This window comes from Actinospica acidithermotolerans, assembly GCF_018139625.1.
GTDB lineage: Bacteria > Actinomycetota > Actinomycetes > Streptomycetales > Catenulisporaceae > Actinospica > Actinospica acidithermotolerans.
Genome location: NZ_JAGSOH010000002.1, coordinates 150170 through 166873, shown reverse-complemented (window position 1 = coordinate 166873; position 16704 = coordinate 150170). Strand labels below are relative to the sequence as shown.

Here is a 16704-nt window from a genome sequence, read left to right as displayed (position 1 = left end):
GTGCTCCGCCTGCCGAGCGAGCCGATGCTCGCGGCCCCCACGACCTCGGCGCGGCTGCCCGAGGGCTGGGTCGCCGAGCCGAAGTGGGACGGCTTCCGGGCGCTCCTCGCCCGCGAGTCCGGCCGGCTCCCGCGCCTGGTCTCGCGGCGCGGCGTCGAGCTCACGTCCTCGTTCCCGGAGATCGTCCGCGCCGCCGAGAGCCTGCCGGACGAACTCGGCGACCTGCTGCTCGACGGCGAGCTGGTCATCTGGAACGCCGGCCAGCTCGACTTCAAGCTGCTGCTCCAGCGGCACGGCCAGCGCCGCCGTCCCATCGCCGAACTCGCCGCCGGGCACCCCGCCAGCTACATCGCCTTCGACCTGCTGCACCTCGTCGACCGCGACCTGACCGCCGAGCCGTACGACGTCCGCCGCCGCGGCCTGGAGCGGGTCTTCGCGGACTACGAGCTGGCGGCGAACTTCGCCCTCTGCCCGGTCAGCAGCGACCCCGACGAGATCGGACTGTGGCTCACGGCGTGGACCGAGTTCGGCATCGAAGGCCTCTGCCTCAAGCGCCGCGATCAGCCGTACCTGCCCGGAAAACGCGGCTGGGCCAAGTACCGCGTGCACGACTCGCTCGAGGTCGTCCTCGGCGCCGTCACCGGCTCCCTGCGCCGGCCCGAGGTCCTGCACCTCGGCATCCCCGGCCAGGAGCACGGCCTGCGGTACCTAGGCCACACCGTCCCGATCGGCCCGAGCGCCGCACGCGAGCTGGCCGCCCGACTCGCCCCCGCGGCCCCTGGCCATCCCTGGCAGGACGAGCGGCCGACCGCCGCGTTCGAGCGGTCCGCGGCCCACCCGGCGATCCTCGTCGAGCCCACCCTCGTCGTCGAGGTCACCGTCGGCGTCTCCACCGACACCCGCGGCCGCTGGCGCCAGCCGGCCCACCTCCTGCGCCCGCGCCCCGACCTCACCGCGGCGGAGCTGCTCCCGGCCACGGCGAAGCTGTAGCCGGGGCAACCGCAGCCGGCCGGCCCGCCGCGCCTGCGCCGTGAACGCGACGGCCGCGACCAGCACGGCGAACCCCGCGAGCAGCCCGCAGAACCCGAGGATCACCGCCGACGCCGCGCACGCGCCGATCGCGGCCCACCGCATCCGTCCGCGCAGAATCCGAGCGGCCGACGCAGTGGATCCGATGTAGACCACCAGGAACAACGCCGTGGGCAACGTGACCATCCGGGCCGGATCGAGCACCCCTAGCGCCTCCGCACCCAGCCCGCCGAACCCCGTAACCCCCACGAAGACGAAGAATCCCTTCGGCCGCTCTTTCCCGGCCGCTTCCACACCTTCGCCTTCGTGGCGCAGGTGCGCGGCGAGCGCGGCAGCGCCCGTCAGGTAGGCGTTGACCGTCGCGAGCGTGAGCAGCGCGGCAGCGCCCGCGGCAAGGTACGGTCCCGTCGATCCCAGCGCGACGCGCAGCAACTCGGCAATCGGCGCACTGGTCACCGCGCGTGGCCCCAGCACGGAGATAACGGTCGCGGCCAGCGCGAGGTAGATGGCTGCCGTGACCCCGAACGACATCGCCGTGATCCGCGGCAGAGTCCGCCCCGGATCCGCCAGCCGACGCGTCAGCGGTGCGATCGCCTCCCAACCGACGAACGACATCATCAGCACCGACGCCGCCGATCCCGTCGCACCCCACCCATGCGGCGCGAACGGCGTCCAATGCGTGGCCCGCGCCGCATGCAGCGAGCCGACGACCGCGGCCGCGATCACCGCCAGCAGCAACGCAATCATGCCCATCTGCACGCTCGTCCCGATGCGCGCTCCCGCCAGCGTCAGTGTCGTGACGAGCGCCAACAACCCCGCGGCCACCACCGCCGTGCTCAACCGGCCGCCACCGGTGAGCGCCGTGATGTACCCCGCGCCGATCAGGCACACCACCGGCGCCCCGAGTACCACGGCCGTCACGAAGCACCAGCCCACCGCGCGCCCGGCCCGCCGCCCGAGCCCCGCAGTCGTATACGCGACGACCCCGCCGCCACCCGGCAGCGCGATCCCGAGCGCCGTGAACACCAACGCGAACAGCCCCGACACCGCCAGCAGCCCGCCCCAAGCCACGATCGAAGCCGGCCCGGCCAGGCCGTACGCGATCCCCGGAAGCAGCAGCAGCCCCGGCCCGAGCAGCGCGCCGACGTAGAGCGACAACCCCCGCGGGACGGACAGCGCCCATGAATCCGAAGACCCCGCGGCGCCGGCGGCCGTGCGAACCCCTATCCGATTGCCCCTCATGCTGCAATTTTCGCGCACAAACCGCGGCACCCGCTGGCAAACTAGACCTGCCTGAGCGCGTATCGCACAATATTCCGTCGCCAAATCCCTTGATCGGAGAATCCGATGCCAGAGCTGGACGCCAGCGACCTCGCCATCCTCGCCCGCCTGCAGCGCGACGGCCGCATCGCGAACGTCGACCTGGCGGAGGAGGTCTCGCTCTCGCCGTCCGCCACCCTCCGCCGCACGAAAGCGATGGAGGCGCAGGGCCTGATCAGCGGCTACCGCGCCGAGCTGGACCGCGAGCAGCTGGGCCTGGAACTGACGGTATTCATCGAGCTGACCGTCTCCGGCCACTCCCGCCAGAGCGCCCGCGAACTCGAAGAGGGCCTGACCGCGATCCCCTACGTGGTAGCAGTCCACCTCGTCTCCGGCGACGCCGACTTCCTCGTCGAGGCGGTGGTCCCCAGCCTCGCCGTCTACGAGGAAGTCCTCCTCGACCGCGTCCTCGCGATCGAACCCGTCAGCGCCGCCCGCAGCATCTTCGTCCTGCGCAGCGCCCTCACCCGCGGCCCCCTCCCACTCGAACACCTCCAGCCGCCGACCCGACCCGGCGGCGCGCGGAAAGCGCATCCGGGCTCGTAAAGGACGGCTGAAGTCGTACTCTGCCCTGGACTCGCCCGATACCGCTCATCGCGGTGAGGTGCGTCGGACGCGACGAGTCAGCTCCAGGCGATGTCGGAGGCGTATCAAGGGGCTTCGTACGAGAAGCTCGTCTCCGAGTGGGAGCGGCGTCGAACACGCATCTGACCGAGGACTCCCAGAGAAACGAAAACCGCAGCTCCATGAGCTGCGGTCCTGGTCAAGCTGAGTGCCCCCGGTAGGATTCGAACCTACGCACCCGCCTCCGGAGGGCGGTGCTCTATCCCCTGAGCTACGGGGGCGGCAACGGAGAGAACTGTACCAGTTCCGGGGAACGGACCGCGCGCGGGTTTGGCCGGGGGTACCTTGGGGCCTGTGACCACCACACCCTCATCCCCGTCCGACGACACCGTTGACCTGCGCAGTTCCGCCGAGCCCGGGCGGCGGCCGCGGGTGTTGGTCGTGGACGACAACGACGTCATCCGGCAGCTGATCGCCGTCAACCTGGAGCTCGAGGGCTTCGAGGTGCACCTCGCGGAGGACGGGATGGACTGCCTCGCCCGGCTCGAGACGGTGCTGCCGGACGTGATCACGCTGGACGTGGTGATGCCGCAGCTCGACGGGTTCGCGACCCTGGCGCGGCTGCGGGGGGCGGCGGCCACGAAGGGGCTGCCGGTGGTCATGGTCACGGCGTGCGCGCAGGAGAGCGATCTGGCGCGGGGGCGGGAGCTCGGGGTGCAGGCGTATCTGACGAAGCCCTTCGACCCCGCAGAGTTGGTCCGTACGGTAAGGTCGGCCGTCTTAAGTCGAGCTTCAGCTTTTTCTGCTTCGACCTCTCGCCCAGACGACTCTTACAAATAGACTGTGTGACCATGACCCTAGTGTCCGACCACGAATCCGCAGGCCCGCCGCCCGAAGGCGGCGTCGCGTCGGCCCCTTCGGCCGCGGCCACTGGCGAGCCGAGCCTGGCCGAGCTCTACCTGCGGACGGCGCACCGCATCCGCCGGCGATCGGCGCCCTCGTACGACCAGTTCGGGCTGACCGAGGCGCAGGCCCGGGCGCTGCGGGTGATCTCGCGCTACGAGCGGCCGCGGATGGCCGACCTGGCGCAGGCGCTCGAGGTGGTGCCGCGCTCCATCACGTCCATGGTCGACACGCTGGAGGCGGCCGGCTTCGTCGCCCGGCAGAACGACCCGACGGACCGGCGCGCGACGATCGTGGTGCTGACCGACGCGGGGCACGACGTGCTCAGCCGGGTCGGGCGGATGCGCGCGGAGGCCGCGGAGCAGCTGTTCGGCAAGCTGGGCAACGCGGAGCAGAGCGAACTGCGCCGGATCCTGGAGATCCTGGACGCGGGGGAGGAGCCGCTGCCGCCCCGCCGCGCGGGCTCGGGAAGGCCCCAAGGCCGGAGGTAGCGCCAAGGAGGCAAGGCCGGAGCCCCACGGCCGGGGGTGGTCCCAAGGCCGGAGGCAAGGCTGGAGGTAGCCCTTAAGGCCGGAGGTAGCTTCAAGGCCGGGAGTAGCCGGAGCGAGCCCCAAGGCCGGAGCTAGCCGGAGCGAGCCCCACGGCCGGAGCGAGCCCCAAGGCCGGGATAGCCGGAGCTAGCCCCAAGGCCGGGGGTGGGAGCGTCCGAGTGCCGGTCAGGATTGGGGCGCGGCCGCCCCGGTCCCGTAGCCTTGACCCGTGACCCCAGCCGAACTCTCCGCCACCGTGCTCGCCGCGATCCGCTCCACCGCGGACGCCGGGGAGCTTGCCCTGCCCGCCGACGTCCTGGCTTCGCTGGAGGTCACCGTCGAGCGACCGAAGAACCGCGACCACGGCGACTACGCCACGAACGTGGCGCTGCAGCTGGCGAAGCGCGCCGGGCGGCCGCCGCGGGAGGTGGCCGAGCTGCTGGCGCCGCGGCTGGCGGAGGTCGCTGGGATCAAGTCGGCCGAGGTGGCCGGGCCCGGGTTCATCAACGTGACGCTGGACGCCGCCGTGCAGGGCGAGCTCGCGCGCACGATCGTGACGGCCGGCGACTCCTACGGGCGCACCGGCACCTTCGCCGGGCAGAAGATCAACCTCGAGTTCATCTCGGCGAACCCGACCGGGCCGATCCACATCGGCGGCGTGCGCTGGGCGGCCGTGGGCGACTCGCTGGCGCGGATCCTGCGCGCCGGAGGCGCGGAGGTCGTCTCCGAGTACTACATCAACGACGCCGGCACCCAGATCGACAAGTTCGCCGCCTCGCTGCACGCCGCGGCGCACGGCCGGCCGGTGCCGGAGGACGGCTACGTCGGCGAGTACATCCTGGACATCGCGGCCGAGATCGTCGCCGCGAACCCGGGCGTGAAGGAGCTGCCTGAGCAGGAGCAGCTGCGGGTCTTCCGCGAAGAGGGCCTGCGGCTGATGACCGCTCAGATCCAGAAGTCCACCGAGGACTTCGGCACGCACTTCGACGTCTGGTTCTCCGAGAAGTCGCTGCACGACTCGGGCGCCGTCGAGAAGGCGCTGGACCGGCTGCGCGAGCAGGGGCACGTCTTCGACAAGGACGGCGCGGTCTGGCTGCGCACCACCGACTTCGGCGACGACCGGGACCGGGTGCTGGTCCGGTCGAACGGGGAGAAGACCTACTTCGCCTCGGACGCCGCCTACTTCCTGAACAAGCGGGACCGCGGCTTCTCGCCCGCGATCTACCTGCTCGGCGCGGACCACCACGGGTACGTCGGCCGGCTCAAGGCCGTCGTCGCCTGCGCGGGCGCGGACCCGGAGAAGGACCTCGAGGTCCTGATCGGCCAGTTCGTGAAGATGCTCAAGGACGGCGAAGAGGTCCGCATGTCCAAGCGGGCGGGCAACATCATCACGATCGACGACGTCGTCGAGTGGATCGGCGTGGACGCGGCCCGGTACGCGCTGGTGCGGCAGTCCACGAACTCCAACATCACGCTCGACATCGACCTGCTGACCCGGCAGTCCACCGACAACCCGGTCTACTACATCCAGTACGCGCACGCGCGGATGTGCTCGCTCAAGCGCAACGCCGCCGAGATGGGGATCGACAAGGGCGCCGCCGCGGACTTCGACCCGGCGCTGCTCACCCACGAGAAGGAGAACGACCTGCTCGGCACGCTCGGCGAGTTCCCGCGGGTCGTCGCGGAGGCTGGCCAGTTCCGGGAGGCGAACCGGGTGGCGATGTACCTGGAGAAGCTGGCGGGCGTTTACCACCGCTTCTATGAGGAGTGCCGGATCCTGCCGAAGGGGGATCTGGAACTTCCGGTCGAGCTGACCCGGGCGCGGCTGTGGCTGGCCGAGGCGACTCAGACGGTGATGGCGAACGGGCTCGGGCTGCTCGGCGTCTCGGCGCCGGAGCGGATGTGAGCACGGTGCCGGCGAACTCGGAAGGGAGCGGGCGATGAGCCGAGCCGCACACCCGGCGGGACCGCGGTACGCCGACGTGCTGCCCGCGGGCGGGGTCGGCGCGCCGCCGGCCGATCTGAACGCGCTCGACCCGAAGGTCTGGCCGATCACCGCCGCGCGGGACGAGGAGACCGGGCAGCTCACGCTCGGCGGCCTCGGCGTGCGCGAGCTGGCGCGGCGTCAGGGCACCCCGGCCTACGTGCTGGACGAGGCCGACTGGCGGCGCCGCGCGCAGACCTGGCTCGCCGCCTTCGGCGACTACAGCCGGGACGAGCCGCCGGTGCACTACGCGGGCAAGTCCTTCCTGTCCAAGGCGGTCGCCCGCTGGGCCGCCGAGGAGGGCCTCGGCCTGGACGTGTGCTCGGGCGGCGAGCTGGCGATAGCGCTGGCGGCCGGGTTCCCGGCGCACCGGATCACCTTCCACGGCAACAACAAGACCGTCGAGGAGCTGACCCGGGCGCTGGACGCCGGGGTCGGCCGCTTCGTCGTGGACTCGCAACAGGAGATCGAGCGGCTCGCGCAGCTGGCCGCCGACCGCGGCGCCGTGGCGCGGGTGATGGTCCGGGTGACCGTCGGCGTCGAGGCGCACACTCACGAGTTCATCGCCACGGCGCACGAGGACCAGAAGTTCGGCTTCTCGCTGGCCGGCGGCGAGGCCGCAGAGGCCGTGCGCCGGGTGTTCAAGCACCGCGGCTCGCTCGAACTGGTCGGCCTGCACTCGCACATCGGCTCGCAGATCTTCGACACCGCCGGCTTCGAGACCGCCGCGCACCGCGCCGTCGGGCTGCTCGCCGCCATCCGCGAGGAGCACGGCGTCGCGCTGCCCGAGCTCGACCTCGGCGGCGGCCTGGGCATCGCGTACACCAGCGAGGACGACCCGGAGGACGCGTTCACGATCGTGGCCTCGCTCAAGGCGATCGTGGCGCGCGAGTGCTTCGGCTACAGCCTGCCGACGCCGCGGATCACGGTCGAGCCGGGCCGCGCCATCTCCGGCCCGCCCGGGATCACCCTTTACGAGGTCGGCACGGTCAAGCCGCTCGAGGGCCTGCGCACGTACGTGTCGGTGGACGGCGGGATGAGCGACAACATCCGCACCGCCCTCTACGACGCCGAGTACACGTGCGCGCTCGCGTCCCGCACCTCCGAGGCCGAGCCGATGCTCGCCCGCGTGGTCGGCAAGCACTGCGAGTCCGGTGACATCGTGGTGAAGGACACCTGGCTGCCCGCCGACGTGGGCCCCGGCGACCTGCTCGCGGTCGCCGCGACCGGCGCCTACTGCCGCTCGATGGCCTCGAACTACAACCACGCCCTGCGTCCGCCGGTGCTCGCCGTGCTCGACGGCGCCGAGCGGGTGCTGGTGCGCCGGGAGACGGAAGAGGACCTGCTGGCACTCGATCTCGGCTGAAACGCGCTTGTCGCGCGGGCCGCGAACCGCAAGACTTCCGGTCTCACCCAGTGGACGTCGTGGGACTTCCCGCGACCGAAAGGTGAGACTGGTCGGACACACGCCGGATACGAGAGGTTCGAGATCATGAGCGAGCGCCCACTCAAGGTGGCGTTGTTGGGCTGCGGGGTCGTCGGCTCCGAGGTGGCCCGGCTCATGACGACGACGGGCGCGGACCTCGCGGCCCGGATCGGTTCGCCGGTCGAGCTGTCCGGCATCGCGGTCCGCCGTCCGGCCCGCGCGCGCAACCTGCCGGTCGACCCTGAGCTGTTCACCACCGACGCCCGCGAGCTCGCGGCCCGGCCGGACAACGACGTGGTCATCGAGGTCATCGGCGGCATCGAGCCGGCCCGCAGCCTGATCCTGAGCGCCATGGAGGCAGGCGCGAGCGTGGTCACCGCGAACAAGGCGCTGCTGGCCGAGCGCGGGGCCGAACTGCACGCCGCGGCCGACAAGTTCGGCGTGGACCTCTACTACGAGGCCGCCGTTGCCGGGGCCATCCCGCTGCTGCGGCCGCTGCGCGAGTCGATCGTCGGCGACAAGGTCGAGCGGGTGCTCGGCATCGTCAACGGCACCACCAACTTCATCCTGGACCGGATGGACTCCACCGGCGCCGGCTTCGACGAGGCGCTCGAGGAGGCCACCGAGCTGGGTTACGCGGAGGCCGACCCGACCGCCGACGTCGAGGGATTCGACGCCGCCGCCAAGGCCGCGATCCTCGCCTCGCTCGCCTTCCACACCAAGGTGACCGCCGCGGACGTCTACCGCGAGGGCATCACCCGGGTCACCGCCTCCGACGTGGCCTCGGCCCGGGAGATGGGCTCGGTCGTGAAGCTGCTGGCCATCTGCGAGGTGGACAAGGAGCGCGAATCGGTCACCGCGCGGGTCCACCCGGCGATGATCCCGCGCTCGCACCCGCTGGCCGGGGTGCGCGAGGCCTACAACGCGGTCTTCGTCGAGTCCGAGGCCGCCGGCCAGCTGATGTTCTACGGCCCCGGCGCCGGCGGCACGCCGACCGCGAGCGCCGTGCTCGGCGACCTGGTGGCCGTGTGCCGCAACCGGGTGAACGGCGGCCGGGCCCCCGGCGTGTCCGCCTACGCCGACCTGCGGGTGAGCCCGATGGGCGAGGCGCGCACCCGCTACCACATCTCGCTCGACGTGGACGACAAGGCCGGCGTGCTCGCGCAGGTCGCGCAGATCTTCGCGCAGCAGGACGTGTCGATCCAGACGGTGCGCCAGGAGGGCCGCGGGGACGACGCGCGGCTCGTGGTCTCCACCCACGCGGCCAGCGACGCCGCCCTGAGCGGCACCGTGGAGAAGCTGCGGGCGATGCCCACGGTGCGCGCCGTCGCCTCGGTGATGCGCGTGGAAGGCGATTGACGATGATGGCTGGGCAGCAGGAGGAGAGACCATCATGAGCATCCAGGTCGGGCGCCAGTGGCGCGGGCTGATCGAGGAGTACCGGGACCGGCTGCCGGTGACGGCCGATACCCCGGTGGTGACGCTCGGCGAGGGCGGCACGCCGCTCGTGCCCGCCCAGGCCGTCTCCGAGCTCACCGGCTGCGAGGTCTACCTCAAGGTCGAGGGGATGAACCCGACCGGCTCCTTCAAGGACCGCGGGATGACGATGGCCATCTCCAAGGCCGCCGAGGACGGCGCCAAGGCGGTGATCTGCGGGTCCACCGGCAACACCAGCGCGTCCGCCGCGGCCTACGCGGTGCGCGCCGGCATGCTGTGCGCGGTGCTGATCCCGGACGGCAAGATCGCCATGGGCAAGCTCAGCCAGGCCCTCGCGCACGGCGCGAAGATCCTGCAGGTCGCGGGCAACTTCGACGACTGCCTCACCATGGTCCGCGAGCTCGGCGAGAAGTACCCGGTGGCCGTGGTCAACTCCGTCAACCCGGACCGGCTCGAGGGGCAGAAGACCGCCGCCTTCGAGATCGTGGACGCGCTCGGCGACGCGCCGGACGTGCACGTGCTGCCGGTGGGCAACGCGGGCAACATCTCCGCCTACTGGAAGGGCTACACCGAGTACGCGAAGGACGGCGTGGCCACCCGCCGGCCGCGGATGTTCGGCTTCCAGGCGGCCGGCGCAGCCCCGTTCGTCTCCGGCGCCCCGGTCGCCAACCCGCAGACCATCGCCACGGCGATCCGGATCGGCAACCCGGCGTCCTGGGACCTGGCCATCGCCGCTCGCGAGGAGTCCGAGGGCCTGATCGAGTCGGTGACCGACCGTCAGATCCTCTCGGCCTACCGGCTGCTGTCCTCGCAGGAGGGCGTGTTCGTCGAGCCGGCCAGCGCCGCGGGCGTGGCGGGGCTGCTCAAGCTGGCCGAGGAGGGCCGCCTCGACAAGGGGCAGCGCATCACGGTCACCGTGACCGGCAACGGGCTCAAGGACGCGGACTGGGCCATCAACGGCGCGCCGCGCCCGCCGAAGGTCGCCTGCGACACCGTCAGCGCCGCCGGGGTCCTGGGGCTCGCGTGACGCTCGACGCACGACTGCGCCGGGGTCCGGTGACCGTCCGCCCCCCGGCGACGAGCGCCAACCTGGGCCCCGGCTTCGACGCCTTCGGGCTCGCGCTGGAGCTGCGCGACGAGGTGACCGTCGAGGTGGCCGACTCCGGTCTCGAGATCGAGATCAGCGGAGAAGGCGCCGAATCCCTGCCCGTTGATGAAAATCATCTGATCGTCAGGTCCCTGAGGGCGGCGTTCGGCCGGCTCGGCGTGGCGCCGCCCGGGCTGCGGGTGCGCTGCGTCAACCGGATCCCGCACGGGCGCGGCCTCGGCTCATCCTCGGCGGCCATCTGCGCGGGCGTCATGGCCGCGCGGGCCCTGGTCGCGGACGGGGAGCTGGAACTCGACGCGTACGGCGCCCTGGACCTCGCCACGGAGCTGGAAGGGCACCCGGACAACGTCGCGCCCTGCCTCGTCGGCGGATTCACCACCGCGTGGCGGCAGCCGGACGGCGTGGACGTGCTCAGGCTCGACCCGGCCGAGGAGATCTCAGCCTTCCTCTTCGTGCCGTCGCAGCCCCTTTCCACGCACGTCGCGCGCGGTCTGCTGCCCAAGGACGTGCCGCACGCCGACGCGTCGTTCAACGCGGGCCGCTCCGGGCTGCTCGCGCTCGCGCTGACCACGCCCGGGCTCGCCGCGGAACGACGCAGGGAACTGCTTTTCGCGGGCACCGAGGACCGTCTCCACCAGGATTACCGCGCCCCGGCGATGGAGCAGAGCGCCCAGCTCATCGCCCGGCTGCGGGCCGACGGGCACCCCGCGGTGGTCTCCGGCGCCGGCCCCTCGGTGCTCGCCTTCGGCGTTTCCGGCGCACCCGCGCTGCGCGCGGCGGAGTATGCTCGCGGCGTGGATCCGCGGGTGGGCGACTCGAACTGGGGCGCCGCGGAACTGCCCGTCGCGGCCGTCGGGGTGGTCGTCGACGACGAGAAGGCGCGCTGAGCGGCGCGCGCGGCCCTCGCGCCCGGCGCCGCGCGGCAAGGGCGGCGAAACGCCGTGTACACAGAAGGTGGGGAATGCCACTTCGGCGAGAAAGTGTTAGTCTGGTAACCGCAACCGGTGTTCGCGGCGGTATGTGGGCTGGGTAGGTTCCCTCGATGGAACCTTCGCAGGCCACCGTTCCCGCCGGGCGTTCGAGCACTGTTGCCCCCTCCTCCTGGTTGTCCCGCCACGGACGTCCCGTGCGCGCGGCCGTATGCGCGCCGCCACCCGGACGGCCCCTCGACGGCCAGGCCTTTGAACCCATGGCCCTACCGGTCGGACCTGCTTCTCGCACGGTCCCCGGGGGCACGACCGGTCGCCGCTCCGGCATCACGCCGCGCGGCGCCCGCTCCAGGGAAGGACCCTTCGTGAGCGATACCACCGAACTGACCACCGCACGTCGCCGATCCACCGGCGGCGGCTCGGGTCTCGCGGCCCTGCTGCTGCCCGAGCTCCGGCTCAAGGCCGCGGAGCTCGGCGTCAAGGGCGTGACGCGCATGCCCAAGAGCGCGCTGATCGAGGCGATCGAGCAGCGCCAGGGCGGCGGTGTGCAGTCGGGCGACGCGGTCGCAGCCTCGCCGCGGGAGGCCTCCTCGCGCGGCAAGGGCGCCGCGGCGCGCGCGTCGAAGGACGCGCCGTCGGAGGCTCCGGCCGCGGCCGAGCCGGCCGCCGAGACCGCCGCGCCGGCGCGCGAGCGCACCCGCGGCCGCCGCGCCGCCTCCGCGCCGCAGGCGAGCCCGCAGCAGCGGATCCCCGAGCAGCAGCGCGCCGAGACCCCGGTGCAGACCCAGGGCGACGCGCCGGCCGAGCGGCCGAGCCGCCGCGGCCGGCAGCAGGCTCAGGCCGCCGCGTCGGGCGAGACCGTCGCCGCCCAGACCGCCACCGCGGTGGTCGACGCCCCGGCCGCCACCGCGCAGCCGCAGCAGGCCCAGGGCACCGCGCAGTCCGACCAGCAGCCCGACCAGCAGCAGCGTCCCTCGCGCCGGGAGCGCGAGCGCGAGCGCCGCCGCGGCCGGGACGGCCAGGGCGGCGGCCGCGAGAGCCAGGGCGGCGGCCGGGACAGCCGGCAGCAGGGCCAGGGCGGGCGCAACGAGCAGCAGGGCGGCGGCGAGGACGGCAACCGCCGCTTCCGCGAGCGGGGCCGCGGCCGCACCCGCGGGCGCGACTTCGAGAACCAGAGCGCCGAGCCGCAGTTCGCCGAGGACGACGTCCTGATCCCGATCGCGGGCATCCTGGACGTGCTCGACAGCTACGCCTTCGTGCGCACCACCGGCTACATGCCCGGCTCCAACGACGTCTACGTCTCGCTCGCCCAGGTGCGCCGCTACGGCCTGCGCAAGGGCGACGCGATCGTCGGCGCCGTGCGCCAGCCGCGCGAGGGCGAGCGCCGCGAGAAGTTCAACGCGCTGGTGCGCCTGGACTCGATCAACGGCCTGGCCCCCGACCAGGTGGCGCAGCGCCCGGACTTCAACAAGCTGACCCCGCTCTACCCGCAGGAGCGGCTGCGCCTGGAGTCCGAGCCCGGCAAGCTGACCACCCGGATCATCGACCTGGTGGCCCCGATCGGCAAGGGCCAGCGCGGCCTGATCGTCTCGCCGCCGAAGGCCGGCAAGACGATGGTGCTGCAGGCGATCGCCAACGCGATCACCACGAACAACCCGGAAGTGCACCTCATGGTCGTGCTCGTGGACGAGCGCCCCGAAGAGGTCACCGACATGCAGCGCTCGGTCAAGGGCGAGGTCATCGCCTCCACCTTCGACCGCCCCGCCGAGGACCACACGATCGTCGCGGAGCTCGCCATCGAGCGGGCCAAGCGCCTGGTCGAGCTGGGCCAGGACGTCGTCGTCCTGCTGGACTCGATGACCCGGCTCGGCCGCGCCTACAACCTCTCCGCCCCCGCCTCCGGCCGCATCATGTCCGGCGGTGTGGACTCGACCGCGCTCTACCCGCCGAAGCGCTTCTTCGGCGCGGCGCGCAACATCGAGCACGGCGGCTCGCTGACCATCCTGGCCACCGCGCTGGTGGAGACCGGCTCGAAGGCCGACGAGGTCATCTTCGAGGAGTTCAAGGGCACCGGCAACCTCGAGCTCAAGCTCGACCGGCGGCTCGCGGACAAGCGCATCTTCCCGGCCGTGGACGTCGACCAGTCCGGCACCCGCAAGGAGGAGATCCTGCTGGGCGCCGAGGAGCTGGCCATCATCTGGAAGCTGCGCCGGGTGCTGCACGCGCTCGACCAGCAGCAGGCGATGGAGCTGCTGCTCGACCGGATGAAGAAGACCAAGTCCAACGCCGAGTTCCTGATGACGATCCAGAAGTCGACGCCCGGCGGCGGCGAGTAAGTTTGCACGTTCGGGAGGCCGGGAATACCCGGCCTCCCGTCGTTGTAGGATGGTACGTCGGTCCGGTTCACGCCCCGCGATCCTCGCGGAGGCGACCCGGCGGCCTGAGAACCCCTAGGAGCATCCATGAAGCCCGGTATCCACCCCGAGTACGTGGTCACCACGGTGACCTGTGCCTGCGGCAACACCTTCGAGACGCGGTCGACCGTCACCAGCGGCAAGATCAGCTCGGACACCTGCTCGCAGTGCCACCCGTTCTACACGGGCAAGCAGCGCATCCTCGACACCGGCGGCCGGGTCGCGAAGTTCGAGGCGCGCTTCGGCAAGAAGAAGTAGCGCCCACGACGGCGCCGGCGTTGCGGGTGTGTTCGACCCCGCTCCGCTGGCGCCGTCTCGCGTATCCGGCCCCGTGCCGGTGACCCGCTCATCCGACAGCGACACAAGCGCAGTTTCCGAAAGGCAGTGGACCCGGGTGTTCGAAGCGATCGAGGAGCTTCTCGTCGAGTACGCGGAGCTCGAGGCGAGGCTGGCCGATCCGAACGTGCACGCCGACCAGGCCCTGGCCCGCAAGCTGGGCAAGCGCTACGCGGAGCTCGGGCCGATCGCCGAGACGTACCGGGCGTACCAGGCCAACGGCGAGGACGTCGAGGCCGCCCGCGAGCTCGCGGCGGAGGACCCGTCCTTCGCCGACGAGGTCACCGAACTGCAGGAGCGCCGCGGCGAGCTCGAGCACCGGCTGCAGGAGCTGCTGATCCCGCGCGACCCGAGCGACGAGAAGGACGTCATCCTCGAGATCAAGGCGGGCGAGGGCGGCCAGGAGTCGATGCTGTTCGCCGGCGACCTGCTGCGGATGTACCTGCGCTACGCCGAGCGCCAGGGCTGGAAGACCGAGCTGATCGAGTCCACCGACTCGGATCTCGGCGGCTACAAGGACGTCTCACTCGCCGTCAAGTGGCGCGGCACGCCGCAGCCGGGCGAGGGGATCTGGGCCAGGCTCAAGTACGAGGGCGGCGTGCACCGGGTGCAGCGCGTGCCGGTGACCGAGTCGCAGGGCCGGATCCACACCTCCGCGGCGGGCGTGCTGGTGCTGCCCGAGGCCGAGGAGGTCGACGTCGAGATCAACGCGAACGACCTGCGCATCGACGTGTTCCGCTCCTCCGGCCCCGGCGGCCAGTCGGTCAACACCACCGACTCCGCGGTGCGCATCACCCACCTGCCGACCGGCGTCGTGGTCTCCTGCCAGAACGAGAAGTCGCAGCTGCAGAACAAGGAGTCCGCGATGCGGATCCTGCGCGCCCGGCTGCTCGCCTTCGCCCAGGAGGAGGCCGAGAAGGAGGCCTCGGACCAGCGCAAGAGCCAGATCCGCACGGTGGACCGCTCGGAGCGCATCCGCACCTACAACTTCCCGGAGAACCGGCTCTCCGACCACCGCACCGGCTACAAGTCGTACAACCTCGACCAGGTGCTGGACGGCGACCTGGACGCGGTGATCCAGTCCTGCGTGGACGCCGACCTCGCGGCCAAGCTCGCCGGGAACGGGGACTGAGCGGGCGATGACCACCCCCTCCGAGACGACCCGCGCGACGACGCCGAGCCTGAACCTGCTGCTGTCGGAGGTGGCGCTCGCCGCCGCGCGGCTGGCCGAGGCCGGGGTGGACTCGCCGCGCGCGGACGCCGAGGAGCTCGCCGCCTGGACGCACGGGGTGACCCGCGGCCGGCTGCACACCGTGCGCGACGGCGACTTCGACGCGCGCTACTGGGAGGCGGTGGCCCGGCGGGAGAACCGCGAGCCGCTGCAGCACATCACCGGCCGCGCCTACTTCCGCTACCTGGAGCTCGAGGTCGGCCCCGGGGTGTTCGTGCCCCGGCCGGAGACCGAGGTCATGGTCGGCTGGGCGATCGACCGGCTGCGCGAGCTGGACATCGCCGAGCCGCTGATCGTGGACCTGTGCTCAGGTTCCGGCGCGATCGCGCTGGCCATAGCGCAGGAGGTGCCGCGCGCGCAGGTGCACGCCGTGGAGCTGTCCGACGAGGCCCTGGTGTGGACCAGGCGCAACGTCGAGGGCAGCCGGGTGATCCTGCACCAGGCGGACGCGCGCACCGCGCTGCCCGAGCTCGACGGCCAGGTGGACCTGGTCATCTCCAACCCGCCGTACATCCCGCTGACCGAGTGGGAGCACGTCGCGCCCGAGGCCCGCGAGTACGATCCCGAGCTCGCGCTCTTCTCCGGCGAGGACGGCCTGGACATGATCCGCGCGCTCGAGCGCACCGCGCACCGGCTGCTGCGGCCGGGCCGCTGGCTGGCCGTGGAGCACTCGGACCAGCAGGGCGGTTCCGTGCAGCGGATCTTCCTGGAAGAGTATGGCTGGGTGGAGGCCGGCGACCATCGCGACCTCACCGGCCGACCGCGATTCTTCACCGCCCGGAAGGACGGGCAACGCCCCTGACCGCGGGTCAGGTCGATTCATCAGGAGGCTGAGAGTACCGTGAGCCGTCGCTACGACTGCGCCGAGCCGGACCAGCGGGCGATCGGCCTGCGCGAGGCCGCCGCGACCGTCCGCCGGGGCGATCTGATCGTGCTGCCGACCGACACCGTCTACGGCATCGGCGCCGACGCCTTCTCCAGCAGCGGGATCGCCGCACTGCTCGCGGCCAAGGGCCGCGGCCGGGACATGCCGGTCCCGGTGCTGGTCGGCTCGCCGAGCACGCTGCACGGGCTGGTCTCGAAGTTCCCGGAGAACGGCTGGGACCTGGTCGACGCCTTCTGGCCGGGCGCGCTGACCATCGTGGCCAGGCACCAGCCTTCGCTGCAGTGGGACCTCGGCGACGCGCGCGGCACCGTCGCGCTGCGGATGCCGCTGCACCCGGTGGCGATCGAGCTGCTGACCCAGACCGGCCCGCTCGGCGTCTCCTCGGCGAACAAGGCCGGCCGCGCGGCGGCGGTCACCGCCTCCGAGGCGCAGGACCAGTTCGGCACCGCCGTCGACGTCTACCTGGACGGCGGACAGACCGTGGACAACACGCCGTCCTCCATTGTGGACCTCACCGGAGAGACGCCGAAACTGCTGCGCGAGGGCGGTCTGACTTTCGAGGAGATCGCCAAGGTCGCGACGAATCTGACCCGCTGACCTTCGTATT

At 72.1% G+C, this 16704-nt stretch carries 14 protein-coding genes, 1 tRNA gene and 1 pseudogene; 14 read left to right on the top strand and 2 right to left on the bottom strand.

The features are described 5' to 3' along the window. Positions 1-990: an ATP-dependent DNA ligase gene (locus tag KDK95_RS37580; RefSeq protein ID WP_307844074.1), complete on the top strand. Its 990-nt coding sequence runs from the start codon at positions 1-3 to the stop codon at positions 988-990. A gap of 363 nt (positions 991-1353) precedes the next feature. Here KDK95_RS37580 and KDK95_RS37575 read toward each other — a convergent pair. Next, positions 1354-2271: pseudogene (locus KDK95_RS37575) on the bottom strand (APC family permease); the annotation flags it as partial. 105 nt (positions 2272-2376) lie between these two features. Between KDK95_RS37575 and KDK95_RS01600 the strand changes: the two are divergent. Beyond that, the gene (locus KDK95_RS01600; RefSeq protein ID WP_212516133.1) at positions 2377-2895 is read left to right on the top strand and encodes an Lrp/AsnC family transcriptional regulator; all 519 of its coding nucleotides are present in this window, start codon (positions 2377-2379) and stop codon (positions 2893-2895) included. A 227-nt stretch (positions 2896-3122) separates the two neighbouring features. Here KDK95_RS01600 and KDK95_RS01595 read toward each other — a convergent pair. Then, positions 3123-3194: transfer RNA gene (locus KDK95_RS01595), tRNA-Arg, on the bottom strand. A gap of 151 nt (positions 3195-3345) precedes the next feature. Here KDK95_RS01595 and KDK95_RS01590 point away from each other — a divergent pair. From KDK95_RS01590 to KDK95_RS01535, 12 genes are all read left to right on the top strand, one after another. Next, a complete protein-coding gene (locus KDK95_RS01590) occupies positions 3346-3753 on the top strand; it encodes a response regulator transcription factor (protein WP_372463246.1) in 408 nt (135 codons plus the stop codon). Positions 3754-3764: 11 nt separating this feature from the next. Beyond that, positions 3765-4307 (top strand): MarR family winged helix-turn-helix transcriptional regulator, encoded by a 543-nt coding sequence (locus KDK95_RS01585; RefSeq protein WP_212516131.1) that lies wholly within the window; start codon positions 3765-3767, stop codon positions 4305-4307. 268 nt (positions 4308-4575) lie between these two features. Beyond that, positions 4576-6252: an arginine--tRNA ligase gene (gene argS / locus KDK95_RS01580; RefSeq protein WP_212516130.1), complete on the top strand. Its 1677-nt coding sequence runs from the start codon at positions 4576-4578 to the stop codon at positions 6250-6252. A gap of 34 nt (positions 6253-6286) precedes the next feature. Next, on the top strand, positions 6287-7696 hold the full coding sequence (gene lysA / locus KDK95_RS01575) for a diaminopimelate decarboxylase (protein ID WP_212516129.1): 1410 nt from the start codon (positions 6287-6289) through the stop codon (positions 7694-7696). A 123-nt stretch (positions 7697-7819) separates the two neighbouring features. After that, complete coding sequence (locus KDK95_RS01570) at positions 7820-9115, top strand: homoserine dehydrogenase (RefSeq protein ID WP_372463245.1); 1296 nt, start codon at positions 7820-7822, stop codon at positions 9113-9115. Positions 9116-9149: 34 nt separating this feature from the next. Then, on the top strand, positions 9150-10220 hold the full coding sequence (gene thrC / locus KDK95_RS01565) for a threonine synthase (RefSeq protein ID WP_212516127.1): 1071 nt from the start codon (positions 9150-9152) through the stop codon (positions 10218-10220). Continuing rightward, the gene (thrB, locus tag KDK95_RS01560; protein WP_307844071.1) at positions 10217-11188 is read left to right on the top strand and encodes a homoserine kinase; all 972 of its coding nucleotides are present in this window, start codon (positions 10217-10219) and stop codon (positions 11186-11188) included. The genes thrC and thrB overlap by 4 nt, the downstream gene beginning before the upstream one ends. Before the next feature lie 407 nt (positions 11189-11595). Then, the gene (gene rho, locus KDK95_RS01555) at positions 11596-13566 is read left to right on the top strand and encodes a transcription termination factor Rho (protein ID WP_307844069.1); all 1971 of its coding nucleotides are present in this window, start codon (positions 11596-11598) and stop codon (positions 13564-13566) included. 126 nt (positions 13567-13692) lie between these two features. After that, positions 13693-13902 (top strand): 50S ribosomal protein L31, encoded by a 210-nt coding sequence (gene rpmE / locus KDK95_RS01550; RefSeq protein ID WP_212516125.1) that lies wholly within the window; start codon positions 13693-13695, stop codon positions 13900-13902. A 136-nt stretch (positions 13903-14038) separates the two neighbouring features. Then, complete coding sequence (prfA, locus tag KDK95_RS01545; RefSeq protein WP_212516124.1) at positions 14039-15112, top strand: peptide chain release factor 1; 1074 nt, start codon at positions 14039-14041, stop codon at positions 15110-15112. Between the two features lie 49 nt (positions 15113-15161). Next, positions 15162-16013, top strand: coding sequence for a peptide chain release factor N(5)-glutamine methyltransferase (gene prmC / locus KDK95_RS01540; RefSeq protein ID WP_372463244.1), 852 nt, complete (start codon positions 15162-15164; stop codon positions 16011-16013). A 39-nt stretch (positions 16014-16052) separates the two neighbouring features. Beyond that, positions 16053-16694 (top strand): L-threonylcarbamoyladenylate synthase, encoded by a 642-nt coding sequence (locus tag KDK95_RS01535; protein WP_212516122.1) that lies wholly within the window; start codon positions 16053-16055, stop codon positions 16692-16694. The last annotated feature ends 10 nt before the right edge of the window (positions 16695-16704 follow it).